Below are 14347 nucleotides of genomic sequence, written 5' to 3' on the forward strand. Positions count from 1 at the left end.
CTGAAGTACGCTGCGCGCCAGTTCTCGAAATTCACCATTTTCGCCGCGTCCTGAACTGAATCCCCACACACCCTAGGCCACGGCCGGGTCCTGCGGCCGGCCTTTGGTTTGCCGGGAGAAAGAGGAGAAAAGACCGGAAGCCGGTCCTTCAGCTCAGTGGCATTTCATGAAGCGGCCCTTGGCGTCCTTGCACGGGCCTTTTTTGGCGACCGGCTTGGGCGGGCATTTGATGAATTTGCCTTTCGCGTCCTTGCAGGGGGCGGCGAGCGCGGGGGTGGCGCTGGCGCCCAGGAGCGCGAGGCAGGCAAGAGCGGAGGTCAAAAACCGGGTCATCGCCTGTTCTCCTTGGGAGGAGGGGTTGCCGGACCCGACAGGGGGCCAAGTCCGGCAAGGCATGTATGTGCCGGGATTGGGCGGAAACCTAGTGAACTTTTCGTCATGTTGCGCCCATGAAAAAGCGGCGCGTAAGGCCTTTGCCCGCGCGCCGCTCTTTCATCTGTGGCGGGGTAAAGCGCTTAGAGCGCGGCCTTCAGCTTTTCGACCAGATCGGTGCGTTCCCAAGGGAAGAAGTCGCCTTCCGCCTTGCGGCCGAAATGGCCGTAGGCGGCGGTGGGGCGATAGATGGGCTTGTTGAGGCCGAGATGGGTGCGGATCCCGCGCGGGGTGAGGCCGCCCAGTTCCTTGATCGACTTGATCGCTTCCTCGATCTTTGCATCATCGACGCTGCCGGTGCCGTGGGTGTCGACATAGAGCGAGAGCGGCTCGGACACGCCGATGGCGTAGGCGAGCTGGATCGTGCAGCGGCGGGCGAGGCCAGCGGCGACGATGTTCTTCGCCAGATAGCGGGTGATGTAGGCGGCCGAGCGATCGACCTTGGTCGGGTCCTTGCCCGAGAAGGCGCCGCCGCCATGGGGCGATGCGCCGCCATAGGTGTCGACGATGATCTTGCGGCCGGTGAGGCCCGCGTCGCCATCAGGGCCGCCGATTTCGAAGCTGCCTGTGGGGTTGATGTGGTAGACGGTTTCGTTCGAAAGCAGATCGCCGGGCAGGACTTCGGCGATGACGCCCTTCACATATTCCTTCAGTTCCGCTTCGTTGGCGCCTTCGTCATAGCCCTTGGCATGCTGGGTCGAGACGACGATGGCGGTCGCGGCGGCGGGCTTGCCATTTTCGAAGCGCAGCGTGACCTGGCTCTTGGCGTCCGGTTCAAGGAAGGGTGCGCGGCCGGAGTGGCGGTCTGCGGCCATCTTGGCGAGGATCTTGTGGCTGTAGTCCAGCGTGGCGGGCATGAGGTCGGGCGTTTCGTCGCAGGCGAAGCCGAACATGATGCCCTGGTCGCCAGCGCCTTCGTCCTTGTTACCGGCGGCGTCGACGCCCTGCGCGATGTGCGCGGATTGGGCGTGGAGGTTATTTTCGAAGCGGAAGCTTTCCCAGTGGAAGCCTTCCTGCTCATAGCCGATGCGCTTTACGGTTTCGCGGACGGCGCGTTCGATCTCTTCCTGTGCGCCGGGAGCCCACTGGTCATTTTCATAGACGCCCTTGCAGCGGATTTCGCCAGCCAGCACCACGAGCTGGGTCGTGGTCAGCGTTTCGCAGGCGATGCGGGCTTCGGGGTCCTTGGACAGGAACAGATCGACGATGGCGTCGGAAATCTGGTCCGCGACCTTGTCGGGATGGCCTTCGGACACGGATTCCGAGGTGAAGAGATAGTTGCTGCGCATGGGACTCCCGTAAGCCAAGCTGGCGTGAAAGCGACATAAAGAAAAGTTTATGTGCCCCTATTAGCCCTTCACCCTACGGATGGCAATGGCCAGTCCGGCCAGCAGAGCCATGAACAGGAGGGATGCCCAATTACCTAAATGGGCAAAGAGCGTGGGCGGCAGCGCGGGGGGCAGCGCGCCGTCGAGATAGCCGGCGCGGTGGAGGCCGAGGGCGCGCAGAACGTGGCCGCGCGCGTCGATCACCGCTGACACGCCGGTGGGGGTGGAGCGGATGATGGGTATGCCTTCCTCGATCGCGCGCAGGCGGGCTTGTGCGAGATGCTGGACCGGCCCCCAGCTGCCGAACCAGGCGTCGTTGGAGGGGTTGAAGAGGAAGGCGGGGCGGTTGTTCGCGTCGATCACATGGCCGGAGAAGATGATTTCGTAGCAGATCTGGACGCCCATCTTGAGCTCCGGGCGACCGAGGGTGGCGGGGAGGGTGAGGCTTTGCGGGCCGGGGCCGGGCCAGAAGTCAGCGTCTCCGGGGACGAGGCGGGACAGGCCGATCGGCTGGAGGAGGGCGCGCATGGGGAGATATTCGCCATAGGGGACGAGATGCGCTTTGTCATAGCGACCGAGCAGCTTGGCTTGGGGCGAGACGATGAAGAGGCTGTTGTTGGCTCCGGCGAGGGCGTCGGTGGTGATGCCTTCTTTCTGAACCTGCTTGAAATAGACTTTGGTTGCGCCGGTCATCAGCAGGTCGCCGGGGCCGAGCAGCGCGGCGAGGCGCGCGCGCCATTGCGGTTCCATGTCGAGATAGGCGGGGATGGCGGCTTCGGGCCAGAAGATGAGGCGTGGGGCGGGGCGGGGTTTGCCGGAGAGGGTGGCTAGAGTGCGGAAGTGGGCTTCTTCCAGTGCTGGCGAGTATTTTTCGTCCTGGCCTATGTTGGGTTGGACGACGCGGATGCGGGGCGCGCCTGCGGGGGTTTGCGGCGCAGGTGTGAGGAGGCCCCAGAGGGCTAGGGCGGCGAGGGGTGCGGCGATGGCGGCAGCGGGGCGGAACTGACGCTTGGCGGTGAGCAGGATGGCTCCGGCGGCGAGGATGGTGAGGCCGCCTACGCCATAGGTGCCGATCAGGGTGGCGGCTATGGGGATGCCGGTGGGGAGCAGGGTGACGCCCAAGGGGTTCCAGGCGAAGCCGGTGAAGGCTGTGGCGCGGAGATATTCTGAGGCTATCCAGCAGGCGGCGAAGAGGAGGATGAGGGCGGCGCTGCTGCCCACCCCGCTGCGACTAGGCGGCAGAGCCGCCAAGTCTCGCTGCCCCTCCCGCTTGCGGGAGGGGCAGTTATGGGCGAGCCACCATGTGCCGAGCGTTGCCAAGCCGGGATAAACCGCGAGGTAAAGGGACAGGAGAACGACAGCGCCATAGCCGAACCAGTGGGGCATGGCGTCCTGGAAGGTGAAGGCGTGGGCGATCCAGTTGAGGCCGAGGGTGAAGTGGCCGAGGCCGAACAGCCAGCCGCGCGTGAAGGCCGCGCGGCGGGTGGGGGCGGTTTCGATGAGCCAGAGGAGTAGCGCGAAGCAGGCGAGGGTGACGGGCCAGAGCTTGAGCGGTTCAAATCCGGTGGCGGCGATGAAACCGGCGAGCAGGGCGGTGAGCTTTGGGAAGCGGGCGGGGAACTGGATCATTGGGTAGGGATCAGCGGATGGTGGCCATGGTGGCGTGGCTGCACTTATCGTTCTTGTGCCCGCCGCCTGAAAGCATCGAGGCCGCGATGAAGCCGCCGACCACAAGGACCAAGAAGCCCGCAGAGAGGAGGCCCAGATATTTCTCGATGAACGCCTTTATCGGGCGGCCGAATTTCCAGAAGAGGAAGCCGACCAGCATGAACTGGAAGGCGCGGGACAGGATGCTGGCCCAGAGGAAAGTGAAGAGCGACAGGCCGATGAAGCCTGCCGTGATGGTGATGAGCTTGAAGGGGATGGGCGTTGCGCCCTTCACCAATATGATTTCCGCGCCATAGACCCGCAGATAGCATGCCGCGACGGGGAATTTGGCGGCGAGGCCGAGGGCGTGGAGGATTTGTTGTCCGACCGCTTCATAGAGGAAATGGCCGATCGCATAGCCGAGCATGCCGCCCAATACCGAGGCGATGGTGCAGATGATGCCGAAGCGGATCGCCCGTTCCGGCCGGGCAAGGCACATAAGGCCAAGCAGCGGGTGCGGGGGGATTGGGAAGAAGCTGCTCTCCATGAAGGAGATGACGAAGAGCCAGCGTTCGGCATGGGCGTGGGCGGCTTTGGCCAGCGTCCATTGATAAAGCTTGGTGAGCATCGGAGGCGGGCCTAGCGGAGATTACCGGGGACGGCCAGCGCTTTCATCCCATTACGGAGTTGCAACATCGTGAAGGCGTTGACGCGGTGAGAACGGCTCGGCATCACCCTCTTCTCCGTATCAGCAGCCCGGCCGGTTTTTTGTGACGATTTCCAACCCATCATGGTCGAAAGTGCGCGAGCGTGGTGGGGGATTGATCTTTGCGCTGGGGCTGAACGCGCTGCTGGTGCTGGCCTTGTTGACATTGGCGCCGGGTCTTGATCCCCAGAAGGTTGATCCGCGCAATCCGGTGACGTTCGAAATGGCCGCTGCGCCTGAACCTCAAGCCGAGAAAAGCCCCGAGCGGGCTGAAAAGAAAGAAAAAGCGGCGGCGCCGGAGAAGAAGGAAAAGGAACCCGACAAGCCGCGCAAGCCGGTCGAGAAACCCGTCGTGACGCCGGTCGAAAAGCCGATCGTGACTTTGCCGCCGACCAAGCAGCCGTTCCTGCAACTGGACAGCGCGCAGATGGCGACGGCGGACATCGGCAAGATGCCCAAGACGGATGACAGCCAGAGCGCGGGCACAGCCGGGCAAGGGAATAGCCGCATGGCGGCGGGGCCAGGCGAAGGGCCAGGGGGCGTCCAGCTGTTCGAGGCGGAATGGTATCGGCGGCCAACGCCTGCGGAACTGGGCGGCTATATGCCCGCCAATGCGCCCGCCGGTGGATGGGGGCTGGTGGCGTGCAAGACGGTGGAGAATTTCCGGGTCGAAAATTGTCAGGCGCTGGGGGAATCGCCGCAGGGGTCGGGCTTTGCGCGGGCCGTTCGGCTGGCGGCATGGCAGTTCCTGGTGCGCCCGCCGCGCGTCAATGGGAAGGCGATGGTCGGAAGCTGGGTGCGGATCAGGATCGACTATAGCCGAGCACCTGCCAACAGCGGCGGGGCGGGCATGTGAATTTAGGTTGCATTTCGATACCTATATGAGATGAGGTGTCCCGTCGATTAGTAGGGAGACTCTCATGATCATTTATGGCGCGCGTCCATCGCCCTTTGTGCGCAAGGTTATCGTCTTTGCAGCCGAGAAGGGGCTGGCGGTGGAAGTGAGGCCCGGCGGCTTTGGCCAGGGCGGCGAGATTTTTGAGCGGGCATCGCCTTTCGGAAAGATGCCCGCGTTTCAGGATGGTGATTTCCTGATCAGCGACAGCAGCGCGATCATAACCTATATGGATGCCATCAAGCCCGATCCTGCGTTGATCCCGACAGAGCCGAAAGCGCGTGCGCGGACGATCTGGTATGAGGAGTTTGGCGATACCATCGTGCAATCCGCCGGGGCCGCGATCTTCTTCAATCGCATGGTTGCTCCGTTGCTGGGCATGCCGCAAGATCTGGCGGCGGCAGACCGGGCGGAGGCGGAGCAGCTTCCGAAGATTTACGATTATGTTGAGCGAATCCTTCCGGAAAGCGGCTTTCTGGTGGAGGATCGCTTTACCCTGGCCGATATTGCGGTTGCCTGTCCGCTGATCAACGTCGGCTATTGCAGTTCCAGCCTGAAGGACGGGCGCTGGCCCCGGCTGGAACAATGGTTAGAGAAAATCTGCGCGCGGCCGAGTTTTGCCGAGGCGCTGATGGCGGAAATGAGGGGCATTGAGGCTATGCGAGCATCCTAAACGAACCTATATGGAACATTATGCTTGACATCGTCACGATGTTCTGGCAGTTATGTCGATATTGGGAATTGTGAGTCGCCGGGACGGTGACGCGGCAAGGGCTGGTCCGGAAGGACTGGCCCTTTTTCGTTGAAAAGCGGAGGGGCGAGGAGATGGGGCAAGAGGGTGGCGCTAAGGCGATGCGGCGCTTTTCCGGCAAGGCCAGCGATGCGCCGGACAGGGAGTTGACCGTGCAGCGGAGCCAGCGCGGCGCGGCCGGTAGTGGGGCGCAGATGCGTGCGGTGCGCCGGGACGGCTGGACTGTCGAGCGGCGCAAGGTGTTCATGGAAACGCTGGCGGCGACTTGCAATGTCAGCGAGGCAGCGCGGGTGGCGGGGAAGAACCTGTCGAGCGCCTATTATCAGAAGCGGCGCGATCCCGGCTTTGCGCGGGAATGGGCGCAGGCGCTGGGCGTCGGCTATGCCGAACTGGAGGCGCTGCTGCTGCGGCAGGCGCTGTTCGGCACGGAAGAGGAAGAGGTGGTGCTGGACGGCGAAGGGATGGTGAAGAGCCGGAAGGTGAAGCGCGGGCATCCCAACGCGGTGGGGGTGCGATTGCTGGTGCAGCACCGGCGCGAGGCGGGGGAGAGGCTGGCGGCGGATGCGGTTGATAGGCCTGATGGGGAGGACGCGGTCGAGCGGTTGCGGGAGGCGTTGGAGAGGGTGCGAGAGAGGCGGGGGGATGGGTGATTTGGTTCATCTCCCCTCCGCCTGGCGGGTGGCGGGGGGGCTCGCGCCACATCTGATTTGTCTTGCAACGGCCAGATCAGAAGCTCGCTTTGCTCGCGCCCACCCCTAGCCCCTCCCGCCTGCGGGAGGGGAACGTGTTGGTTGGTGGGGCTGGTCCAAATATGACGCAAAAGGGGCAGCCGATGGGTGGCATGTCGGATTTCGAGAGGTTGGCGGCCCTGCCCGACGCGGCGCGGGAGCGGGTGCTGGCGGGGCTGAATGGCGCGGCGGCGCAGGCTTTGGAATATGATTGGGAATGGCTCGCCCGGCCGGAACAGCTGGCGCCGGTGGGAAACTGGCGTGTCTGGTTGATGATGGCCGGGCGCGGGTTCGGCAAGACGCGGGCCGGAGCGGAATGGGTGCGGCGGGTTGCGGAGAGTGACGGTCAGGCGCGGATTGCGCTGGTCGGCGCGACTTTGGGCGAGGCGCGGAGCGTGATGGTGGAGGGACCGTCCGGGCTGCTGTCGATTGCGCCCTGGTGGAACCGGCCGGTCTTTTCGCCTGCGCTGCGGCGGTTGGTGTGGCCCAATGGGGCGATGGCGCTGCTGTTTGGGGCGGCTGACCCGGAATCGCTGCGTGGGCCGCAGTTCAGCCATGGATGGGCCGACGAGATTGCGAAATGGCCGCAGGCGCAAGCGGCCTGGGACAATATGATGATGGGGATGCGGCTGGGGGGCGCGCCTCAAGTGATGGCGACGACGACGCCGCGCCCGGTTGCGCTGGTGCGCGGGCTGGTGGCGCGGGATGGCGCTGATGTCGCGGTGACGCGGGGGCGGACGGCGGACAATGTAGTGAACCTGGCCGATGGCTTCGTGGCGGCGATGGAGCAGAGCTATGGCGCGACGCGGCTGGGGCGGCAGGAATTGGACGGCGAGCTGATCGAGGAGGTTGAGGGCGCGCTGTGGAACCGGGCGCTGCTGGAGCGGTGCCGCGTGGCGCATGTGCCGGGCGGTGATGGCGGCGGGGCGCTGCTGTCGCGCGTGGTGATCGGGGTCGATCCTCCGGCGTCGGCGCATGGCGATGCCTGCGGGATCGTGGTGGCGGGGATCGGTAGTGATGGCCGGGCCTATGTCATTGCCGATGCGAGCGTGGAGAAAGCGAGCCCGGAAAGCTGGGCGCGGGCGGTTGCTGACGCGGCGGCGGTGCATGGCGCGGATCGGGTGATTGCCGAGGCGAATAATGGCGGGGCGATGGTGGAAAGCGTGCTGCGCGCGGCGGAAGCGGCGCTGCCGGTGCGGCTGGTGCATGCGAGCCGGGGGAAGGCTGCGCGGGCTGAGCCGGTTGCGGCTTTGTATGAAGCCGGGCGGGTGCGGCATCGTGGGGCATTCTGGGCGCTGGAGGATGAGATGTGCGGGCTGATCGCCGGGGGCGGCTATGTGGGGCCGGGGCGGTCGCCGGATCGGGCGGATGCGCTGGTCTGGGCTTTGACCGAGTTGATGCTGGGACGGCGGGGGGATGCGCGGGTGCGGGCGGTTTGAGGAACCGGCCGCCCAAGCGCGGCGTATTATCCTAAGTCAATTTTTAATGGGAGTGAGGCTGATGAAATTGGCCAGGATGATGATCGTAGCGGCTGGCGCGACCTTGGTTGCGACGCCGGTGATGGCGGCTTCGCTCAATGGCAAGGAGCGGGCGCGGGTGGCGCGGGCGGCTCCGCGTGATCGGGATGATGTGCGTTACTGCCTGTTGCAGGCGAAGAAGGGGCGTGATCGCGGGACGGTGATTGGCGCGGCTGGTGGTGCTGGCGTGGGTGCGCTGGCTGGCGGGAATTTGGGTGAGTCTCTGCTGGCGGGCGCGGCTGGGGCTGTGGCTGGGCGTGTTATTGGGAAGAGTGAGGGGACTAACGCGGAGTGCGATCGGGTTTTGCGGCGTAATCCTTGAGCTAGCGGGCGAGGGGGTTCCCCCTCTCCAGGTTACGGTAGGCGGCAGGCCGCCAACCTTCACCATCCTCTCCCCTGAAGGGGAGAGGATTTTTGTTTGTGGGGCTTTTCATGAAGTTTTTTGGGGCGAGGGCGGCGCGTGCGGGCGCGCGGCCGGTGTTGGCGCGTGCCTGGGGTTCGGGCGCGGTGGCTTTGGGTGAGTGGCCTGCTTCCTATGAGGCGCAGGTGCGCAGCGGCGTGATCGGCAATCCGGTGGCGCAGCGGGCCTTGCGGCTGGTGTCGGAGGGCGCGGGGGCTATGGCTTTGCTGGCGAGCGGGGTCGAGGAGGAGGAGCGTGGGCCGGTGCTGTCGCTGCTGACGCGCTGTTCGGGGGGGCAGGGGTTGGTCGAGACGCTGGCGAGCCATCTGCTGCTGCATGGCAATGGCTATGGGCAGGTGATGATGGGCGCGGATGGCAAGCCGGTCGAGCTATATGCGCTGCGGCCGGAGCGGGTCAGCGTGGAGGCGGATGCGCGGGGGTGGCCTGCGGCTTATCTCTATCGCGTGGGGGATAGCGTGACGCGGTTGCTGCCCGAGGATGCGGCGGGACGGGCTTCGATCCTGCATTTGAAGGCGCTGCATCCTTTGGATGATCATTATGGGCTGGGATGCGTGGGCGCGGCGGCGGGCGCGGTGGCGATCCACAATGCGGCGACGGTGTGGAACAAGGCGCTGCTGGACAATGCGGCGCGGCCTTCGGGGGCTATGGTTTATGATCCGGGCGACGGGTCGGTGATGAGCCCGGAGCAGTTCGAGCGGGTAAAGCGGGAGATGGAGGTCGCCTTTTCCGGTGCGGCCAACGCCGGGCGGCCGATGTTGCTGGAGGGCGGGCTTGACTGGAAGGCGATGAGCCTGACGCCTGCGGAGATGGACTTTGTGGGGCTGAAGGCGGCGGCGGCGCGGGAGATCTCGCTGGCTTTTGGGGTGCCGCCGATGCTGATGGGGCTGCCGGGGGACAATGCTTACGCCAATTATCGGGAGGCGAACAAGGCGCTGTGGCGGCAGACGATCCTGCCTCTGGTGGCGAAGATTTGCGGTGGGCTGGCGCAGGGGTTGCAGGGGTGGTGGCCGGGTTTGTCCTTGGCGGCGGATCTGGATGCGGTGCCTGCCTTGTCGGACGAGCGGGCGGCTTTGTGGGAGCGGGTGGCTGCGGCGGATTTTCTGACGGCGGATGAGAAGAGGGTGATGCTGGGGGTTTGAGGAGAGGGCAGTTCCCCTCTCCCGCTGCGACTAGGCGGCATCGCCGCCAAGTCTCGCTGCCCTCTCCCCTGAAGGGGAGAGGGAGAGGAGGGTAATTTTCATGAAATATGATGGCGAGATGCTGGCGCGGCTGGTGGCGCAGGCCGACGCGGTGCCGGGGCAGATGGACATGGTGATGATCCGCGCGCTGATCGAGGAGGCGAGTGAGCTGGGCGCGGGGCGGGCGCTGGAGCGGCTGGGGCTTAGTGATCGGAGCGCGGAAGGCGATGTGCGGGAGTTGCGCGAGCTGCTGTCCGCCTGGCGCGATGCGAAGAAGGCGGCGCGTGGGGCTGTGGTTAGCTGGGCGGTGCGGATCGTGATGGCGTTGGTGCTGCTGGGCGTGGCGGTGAAGGCTGGGCTAGTCGGCATGGTGCGGGGATGAGTGGGGCGGTGGTGCTTGACGCTTCTCGACTGCGCTCGAAGCGAACGGAGGTTGGAGAGTGCGACGTGCGGTTCGCTGGATACGCGGCGGTGTTCGATCGGGTGGATCACGGCGGCGACGTGGTGCGGCCGGGGGCCTTTGCGGGCGTGGCGGCGGGGGTGCCGCTGCTCTGGCAGCATCTGCCGGGCGAGGCGATCGGGACGGTCGAGCGGGTGGAGGAGGATGCGCGCGGGCTGCGGGTAATTGGGCGGGTGTCGGGTAGGACTTCTGCCGGGAGGGCAGCGGCGCGGGCGTTGAAGGACCGCGCGGTGGATGGGCTGTCCTTTGGTTATCGGGTGCGGGAGGCGCGGGGAGCTGGGCCGCGTGAGCTGCTGGCGCTGGAGCTGGTGGAGGTGAGCGTGGTGACGCACCCGATGCAGCCCTTGGCGCGGGTGATTGCGGTGGAGGGGTAGCGCTTCTCTCCCTTCATCCAACTTCGCCTAAGCGGCTCTGCCGCTAAGGCTTCGTATCCTTCTCCCCCGGGGGGAGAAGGTTTTGATGAGCGGTCCATCTGGGCCGCTTTTTTTGTGGGAGTGGTTGATGACGGATCAGTTGGAAGCGAGCTTTGATGCGGTGGTGCAGGGTGAGCGTATCGAGGCGCTGGAGGGTGAGGTTGCGGCGCTGAAAGGCGCGCTGGTGCAGCAGCAGCGGCCTGCGCTGGATGGGGTGAAGGGCGGGACGTTCGATCCCAAGCGGGCCGCTTTTGTCGAGCGCTATGTGCGGCAGGGGCTTGAAGCGGGTGTGGAGCTGAAGAGCTTTTCCGGGGCGAGTGGCGCTGCGGGCGGCTATGCGGTGCCGCGTGAGATCGACCAGATCATCGATGCGACGTTGAAGAGCATCTCGCCCATTCGTTCGATTGCGAATGTGGTGCGTACCGGCAGCGCTGGCTATCGCAAGCTGGTGACGTCGGGCGGCATCGTGTCGGGCTGGGCGAGTGAGACGGGTGCTCGAGCGGAGACGGCGACGCCTAGCTTCAACGAAATCGTGCCGCCTTATGGTGAGCTTTACGCCAATCCGGCGGCGTCTCAGGCGATGCTGGACGATGCGCAGTTCGATGTCGAAGGTTGGCTGGCGGGCGAGATTGCGCGCGAGTTTGCGGCGGCGGAGGGTGCGGCCTTCGTCAATGGCAATGGCACGAACAAGCCCAAGGGGTTCCTGACCTATACGACGACCAATGAGGCGGACAGCGTGCGTGCCTTTGGCTCGCTGCAATATGTGGCCTCCGGCGGCGCGGGTGCTTTTGCTGCGACCAACCCCGAGAACAAGCTGATCGATCTGGTGCAGAGCCTGCGGGCACCCTATCGGCAGGGTGCTTGCTTCGTGATGAATTCGGCGACGTTGGCCGTTATTCGCAAGATGAAGACGAGCGACGGGGCGTTTATCTGGCAGCCTTCGCTGAGCGCTGGGCAGCCTGCGACGCTGCTGGGTTATCCGGTGGTGGAGGCCGAGGATATGCCGGACATCGCGGCGGGTTCGCTGTCGATCGCCTTTGGTAATTTCCAGGCGGGCTATGTGATTTCAGAGCGTAGCGAGACGAGCATCCTGCGCGATCCGTTCAGCAACAAGCCGTTCGTGCATTTCTATGCGGTGAAGCGGATTGGCGGCGCGGTTTCCAATTCGGAGGCGATCAAGCTGATGAAGTTCGCGGCTTCGTAACAACCCCCCTCATCCAACTTCGCCTAGGCCCGTTCGGGCCAAGGCTTCGTATCCTTCTCCCCCCTCAGGGGGAGAAGGGTCTTTTTTTAGGGAGGGGCGGTTGGTGCTGGTGCGGGAAGAGGCTGGGTTGGCGGGGGCGTCGCTGGCGGAATTGAAGGATTATCTGCGGATTAGCGGCAGTGGCGAGGATGGGTTGCTGGAGGCGTTGCTTAGAAGTGCGACGGCGTTGTGCGAGCAGTTTGTCGGGCAATGGCTGATCATTGGCGAGGCGCAGGAGACGGTGCGGGCTGATGGGGGATGGCAGCGGCTGTCCGCTACACCCGTGGTGGCGATCCTGGGCGTCGATGCGGTGGGGCCTGACGGCGTGGGGCAAGCGTTGGCTATCGATGCCTATTCGGTGGATATTGATGCGGCGGGGGATGGTTGGGTGCGGGCGCGGCATTTGGCTGGCCAGCGGGTGCTGGCGGTGCATTATCGGGCGGGGGTGGCCGACGATGCGGATGGGCTGCCCGAGCCGATCCGGCAGGGGATCGTGCGGCTGGCAGCGGAGCATTTTTCCGCGCGTGGCGGTGATGTGGCGACGCCGCCTGCGGTGGTGAGCGCGCTGTGGCGGCCGTGGCGGCGGATGCGGCTGGCATGAAGGTGGCGGCGCTGGCGCGGTTGGTCGAGGCGCGGGCGGCGCGGCGGCGTGGGCAAGTGGCTGAGGCGATGCTGGCGGCGGGCGTGGAGGATGCGCGGGTCGAGGGGGAGGCGGTGCTGTTGTCGGGGCGGGGGTTGCTGCGGCGGTGGCTGGGCGACCTTGATCTGCGCGAGAGGGTGAGGGGCGGGCGATGAGTGCGGAAGTTACGGTGCGGGCGGCGGTGATCGCGGCTTTGGGCGGTGATGCGGCGTTGATGGGCGGGCTGAATGGCCTGTTCGATGGTCAACCTGTGCGAGCGAGCGTGCCCTATGCGGTGGTGGGTGAATGTATCGCCAGCGAGTGGGGCGCGAAGGATGTGGACGGGCGGGAGCTGCGGCTGACGATCGGGCTGCATGATGCGGGGGAGACGCCGGGGCGGCTTTCGGTGCTGTTGGAGCGGGTTGATGGCGTGATGGACGTTTTGGAGTTTGCCGAGGGGTGGCGGATCGTCGGGGTGCGGTTGATCCGGTCGCGCGTCGTGAAGGGGCGCGAGAAGGACGCTTGGCAGGCGGTGGTGGATTATCGGGTGCGGGTGGTTCGGGCTGAGTAGGGCGAAGAAGAAGGGAAGCCCTTCGACAAGCTCAGGGCGAACGGTGTTTTTTGGGTGGTGTCAACTCACCCATATGCGTTCGGCATCATAGCGCTAGTCGTGGTGCCACGCTTCAACCGCCCGGTTTGGAATAATCCTCGAACTCGCCGGTGATCTTGTCGACATATTCGGCGATCTGGTCGTCGGCGTCGGCTTGGGCGTCCTTGTCGGACATGCCGGTGGATTTGTCGTCGGCGACGATGGCGGCGCGGAAGGCGGCTTCCTTGGCGCTGCATTTTGATTTCAGCGTGGACTGGAAGTCGCCGAGCGACAGCTTTTTGTCGAGCGCGGGGCTGATCTCTTTCGACAGGCACTCGGAATAAGCCTTGCGGCCAGCGCCGACGGCATCGCCGTTTTGCGCCGAGGCGGCCAGCATCATCATGAGGGGAGCAGCGAACAGCATTCGAACCTCTCCAATCGCAATTCAGGCACGGTTTATCTTACAGGAGAATGCTCCATGGCAGTGGAAAAAGGAAGCGCGTTTCTATTGAAAGTGGGCGATGGCGGGTCGCCTGTGGCGTACGCGACGGTGGCGGGAATGCGGACGACGCAGCTGTCGGTGAACGGCGAGGGCGTCAACGTGACGTCCAAGGATTCCGGTGGTTGGCGCGAGTTGCTGTCGGGCGCGGGCGTGCGGTCTGTCAGCGTGTCGGCGGCTGGGATCTTTACCGGGTCGGCGGCGGAAGTGCGCATTCGCAATCATGCGCTGGCCGGGACGATCGAGCAGTTTGAGCTGAGCTTTGAAAGTGGCGAGCGGATGCGCGGGCGCTTCCTGGTCACGCGGCTCGATTACGCGGGCGATTATAATGGTGAGCGTAATTATGCGCTTAGCCTGGAAAGCTCCGGCCCGGTGGTGTCGGAATGAGCGCGGTGAATGAGGCGCCCAATAGCGCAAGGGGCGAGGCTGCATTGGAAGTGGCTGGCGAGGCTTTGCGGCTGCGGCCGAGCTTTGCGGCTCTGGTGGCGGCGGAGCAGGAGTTGGGGCCGCTGTTCGAGCTGGTCGATAGGGCGGCTGCGGGCAAGTTGTCGCTTGCTGATATGGCGGCGCTGTTTTGGCATTGCCTTGCTGATGCCCCCGAGGGGCTGACGCGCGAGAGGTTGGGCGAGGCGATCGTTGAGGCGGGGCTGGCGAAGCTGTCGCCGGTGCTGAGTGGAATCATCAGGCAGATTTTGGGGGGACGATGAGCTTCTTCAAAGCGGCGGCGCGGCTGGCTGGCGTCGCGGGATGGTTGCTGGGGTGGCGGCCGGATGAGTTTTGGCGCGCGACGCCGGTGGAGTTGGAGGCGGTGTTGCGGGCTGCGAGGGGTGAGGAGGAGCCGGAGGTTGGGGTGGATAAGGGGGAGTTGGAGCGGTTGCTGGGGGTGATGCCGGATTGACGCTTTGCGGTGGGGCACGCCCC

20 protein-coding genes are annotated in these 14347 nt (G+C 65.2%); 15 read left to right on the plus strand and 5 right to left on the minus strand.

The features are described 5' to 3' along the window. Window positions 1-153: 153 nt before the first annotated feature. The 4 genes from ACYU81_RS10845 to ACYU81_RS10860 all read right to left on the minus strand — a co-directional run bounded on the left by ACYU81_RS10845 (window position 154) and on the right by ACYU81_RS10860 (window position 4035). A complete protein-coding gene (locus ACYU81_RS10845) occupies window positions 154-333 on the minus strand; it encodes a hypothetical protein (protein WP_449471440.1) in 180 nt (59 codons plus the stop codon). Window positions 334-515: 182 nt separating this feature from the next. Beyond that, the gene (gene metK / locus ACYU81_RS10850; protein WP_460987625.1) at window positions 516-1721 is read right to left on the minus strand and encodes a methionine adenosyltransferase; all 1206 of its coding nucleotides are present in this window, start codon (window positions 1719-1721) and stop codon (window positions 516-518) included. Between the two features lie 60 nt (window positions 1722-1781). Beyond that, complete coding sequence (lnt, locus tag ACYU81_RS10855; protein ID WP_460987626.1) at window positions 1782-3389, minus strand: apolipoprotein N-acyltransferase; 1608 nt, start codon at window positions 3387-3389, stop codon at window positions 1782-1784. A gap of 10 nt (window positions 3390-3399) precedes the next feature. Next, window positions 3400-4035: a YqaA family protein gene (locus ACYU81_RS10860; RefSeq protein ID WP_460987627.1), complete on the minus strand. Its 636-nt coding sequence runs from the start codon at window positions 4033-4035 to the stop codon at window positions 3400-3402. A gap of 142 nt (window positions 4036-4177) precedes the next feature. On the opposite strand from ACYU81_RS10860, the gene ACYU81_RS10865 reads away from it, so the two are divergent. The 12 genes from ACYU81_RS10865 to gp17 all read left to right on the plus strand — a co-directional run bounded on the left by ACYU81_RS10865 (window position 4178) and on the right by gp17 (window position 12909). Next, a complete protein-coding gene (locus tag ACYU81_RS10865; RefSeq protein WP_460987628.1) occupies window positions 4178-4969 on the plus strand; it encodes a hypothetical protein in 792 nt (263 codons plus the stop codon). A gap of 64 nt (window positions 4970-5033) precedes the next feature. Continuing rightward, window positions 5034-5681: a glutathione S-transferase family protein gene (locus tag ACYU81_RS10870; protein WP_460987629.1), complete on the plus strand. Its 648-nt coding sequence runs from the start codon at window positions 5034-5036 to the stop codon at window positions 5679-5681. 152 nt (window positions 5682-5833) lie between these two features. Next, the gene (locus ACYU81_RS10875; RefSeq protein WP_460987630.1) at window positions 5834-6409 is read left to right on the plus strand and encodes a hypothetical protein; all 576 of its coding nucleotides are present in this window, start codon (window positions 5834-5836) and stop codon (window positions 6407-6409) included. A gap of 161 nt (window positions 6410-6570) precedes the next feature. Beyond that, window positions 6571-7926: a DNA-packaging protein gene (locus tag ACYU81_RS10880; protein ID WP_460987631.1), complete on the plus strand. Its 1356-nt coding sequence runs from the start codon at window positions 6571-6573 to the stop codon at window positions 7924-7926. 61 nt (window positions 7927-7987) lie between these two features. Beyond that, window positions 7988-8326, plus strand: coding sequence for a hypothetical protein (locus tag ACYU81_RS10885; RefSeq protein WP_460987632.1), 339 nt, complete (start codon window positions 7988-7990; stop codon window positions 8324-8326). 110 nt (window positions 8327-8436) lie between these two features. After that, a complete protein-coding gene (locus ACYU81_RS10890) occupies window positions 8437-9564 on the plus strand; it encodes a phage portal protein (protein WP_460987633.1) in 1128 nt (375 codons plus the stop codon). 100 nt (window positions 9565-9664) lie between these two features. Further along, complete coding sequence (locus ACYU81_RS10895; RefSeq protein WP_460987634.1) at window positions 9665-9985, plus strand: DUF6127 family protein; 321 nt, start codon at window positions 9665-9667, stop codon at window positions 9983-9985. 65 nt (window positions 9986-10050) lie between these two features. After that, entirely contained in the window at window positions 10051-10437 is a 387-nt protein-coding gene (locus ACYU81_RS10900) for an HK97 family phage prohead protease (RefSeq protein WP_460987635.1), read from the plus strand. A 127-nt stretch (window positions 10438-10564) separates the two neighbouring features. Further along, complete coding sequence (locus ACYU81_RS10905; RefSeq protein ID WP_460987636.1) at window positions 10565-11680, plus strand: phage major capsid protein; 1116 nt, start codon at window positions 10565-10567, stop codon at window positions 11678-11680. Window positions 11681-11783: 103 nt separating this feature from the next. Further along, window positions 11784-12320, plus strand: coding sequence for a head-tail connector protein (locus ACYU81_RS10910; RefSeq protein WP_460987637.1), 537 nt, complete (start codon window positions 11784-11786; stop codon window positions 12318-12320). Further along, on the plus strand, window positions 12287-12514 hold the full coding sequence (locus tag ACYU81_RS10915) for a hypothetical protein (RefSeq protein WP_460987638.1): 228 nt from the start codon (window positions 12287-12289) through the stop codon (window positions 12512-12514). Before ACYU81_RS10910 ends, ACYU81_RS10915 begins: the two co-directional genes overlap by 34 nt. Continuing rightward, window positions 12511-12909 carry a tail completion protein gp17 gene (gene gp17 / locus ACYU81_RS10920; RefSeq protein ID WP_460987639.1) on the plus strand — a complete coding sequence of 133 codons (399 nt, stop codon included), beginning with the start codon at window positions 12511-12513 and terminating at the stop codon, window positions 12907-12909. Before ACYU81_RS10915 ends, gp17 begins: the two co-directional genes overlap by 4 nt. Window positions 12910-13021: 112 nt before the next feature. Here gp17 and ACYU81_RS10925 read toward each other — a convergent pair whose 3' ends face one another. Continuing rightward, on the minus strand, window positions 13022-13351 hold the full coding sequence (locus tag ACYU81_RS10925) for a hypothetical protein (protein WP_460987640.1): 330 nt from the start codon (window positions 13349-13351) through the stop codon (window positions 13022-13024). Window positions 13352-13405: 54 nt separating this feature from the next. On the opposite strand from ACYU81_RS10925, the gene ACYU81_RS10930 reads away from it, so the two are divergent. Genes ACYU81_RS10930 through ACYU81_RS10940 form a run of 3 tightly spaced genes read left to right on the plus strand, consistent with a single transcriptional unit; the run spans window position 13406 to window position 14324 of the window. Further along, on the plus strand, window positions 13406-13813 hold the full coding sequence (locus tag ACYU81_RS10930; RefSeq protein WP_196225666.1) for a phage tail tube protein: 408 nt from the start codon (window positions 13406-13408) through the stop codon (window positions 13811-13813). Continuing rightward, window positions 13810-14133 (plus strand): gene transfer agent family protein, encoded by a 324-nt coding sequence (locus tag ACYU81_RS10935; protein ID WP_460987641.1) that lies wholly within the window; start codon window positions 13810-13812, stop codon window positions 14131-14133. The genes ACYU81_RS10930 and ACYU81_RS10935 overlap by 4 nt, the downstream gene beginning before the upstream one ends. After that, the gene (locus ACYU81_RS10940) at window positions 14130-14324 is read left to right on the plus strand and encodes a phage tail assembly chaperone (protein WP_460987642.1); all 195 of its coding nucleotides are present in this window, start codon (window positions 14130-14132) and stop codon (window positions 14322-14324) included. Before ACYU81_RS10935 ends, ACYU81_RS10940 begins: the two co-directional genes overlap by 4 nt. Window positions 14325-14347: the final 23 nt, after the last annotated feature.

The sequence above is a fragment of the Sphingobium sp. TomTYG75 genome, from assembly GCF_054771635.1.

Coding starts and splice junctions, on each gene's coding strand:
- ACYU81_RS10845 (WP_449471440.1), bottom strand. CDS start 333: ATGACCCGGTTTTTGACCTCCGCTCTTGCCTGCCTCGCGCTCCTGGGC.
- metK (WP_460987625.1), bottom strand. CDS start 1,721: ATGCGCAGCAACTATCTCTTCACCTCGGAATCCGTGTCCGAAGGCCAT.
- lnt (WP_460987626.1), bottom strand. CDS start 3,389: ATGATCCAGTTCCCCGCCCGCTTCCCAAAGCTCACCGCCCTGCTCGCC.
- ACYU81_RS10860 (WP_460987627.1), bottom strand. CDS start 4,035: ATGCTCACCAAGCTTTATCAATGGACGCTGGCCAAAGCCGCCCACGCC.
- ACYU81_RS10870 (WP_460987629.1), top strand. CDS start 5,034: ATGATCATTTATGGCGCGCGTCCATCGCCCTTTGTGCGCAAGGTTATC.
- ACYU81_RS10875 (WP_460987630.1), top strand. CDS start 5,834: ATGGGGCAAGAGGGTGGCGCTAAGGCGATGCGGCGCTTTTCCGGCAAG.
- ACYU81_RS10880 (WP_460987631.1), top strand. CDS start 6,571: ATGACGCAAAAGGGGCAGCCGATGGGTGGCATGTCGGATTTCGAGAGG.
- ACYU81_RS10885 (WP_460987632.1), top strand. CDS start 7,988: ATGAAATTGGCCAGGATGATGATCGTAGCGGCTGGCGCGACCTTGGTT.
- ACYU81_RS10890 (WP_460987633.1), top strand. CDS start 8,437: ATGAAGTTTTTTGGGGCGAGGGCGGCGCGTGCGGGCGCGCGGCCGGTG.
- ACYU81_RS10895 (WP_460987634.1), top strand. CDS start 9,665: ATGAAATATGATGGCGAGATGCTGGCGCGGCTGGTGGCGCAGGCCGAC.
- ACYU81_RS10905 (WP_460987636.1), top strand. CDS start 10,565: ATGACGGATCAGTTGGAAGCGAGCTTTGATGCGGTGGTGCAGGGTGAG.
- gp17 (WP_460987639.1), top strand. CDS start 12,511: ATGAGTGCGGAAGTTACGGTGCGGGCGGCGGTGATCGCGGCTTTGGGC.
- ACYU81_RS10925 (WP_460987640.1), bottom strand. CDS start 13,351: ATGCTGTTCGCTGCTCCCCTCATGATGATGCTGGCCGCCTCGGCGCAA.
- ACYU81_RS10930 (WP_196225666.1), top strand. CDS start 13,406: ATGGCAGTGGAAAAAGGAAGCGCGTTTCTATTGAAAGTGGGCGATGGC.
- ACYU81_RS10935 (WP_460987641.1), top strand. CDS start 13,810: ATGAGCGCGGTGAATGAGGCGCCCAATAGCGCAAGGGGCGAGGCTGCA.
- ACYU81_RS10940 (WP_460987642.1), top strand. CDS start 14,130: ATGAGCTTCTTCAAAGCGGCGGCGCGGCTGGCTGGCGTCGCGGGATGG.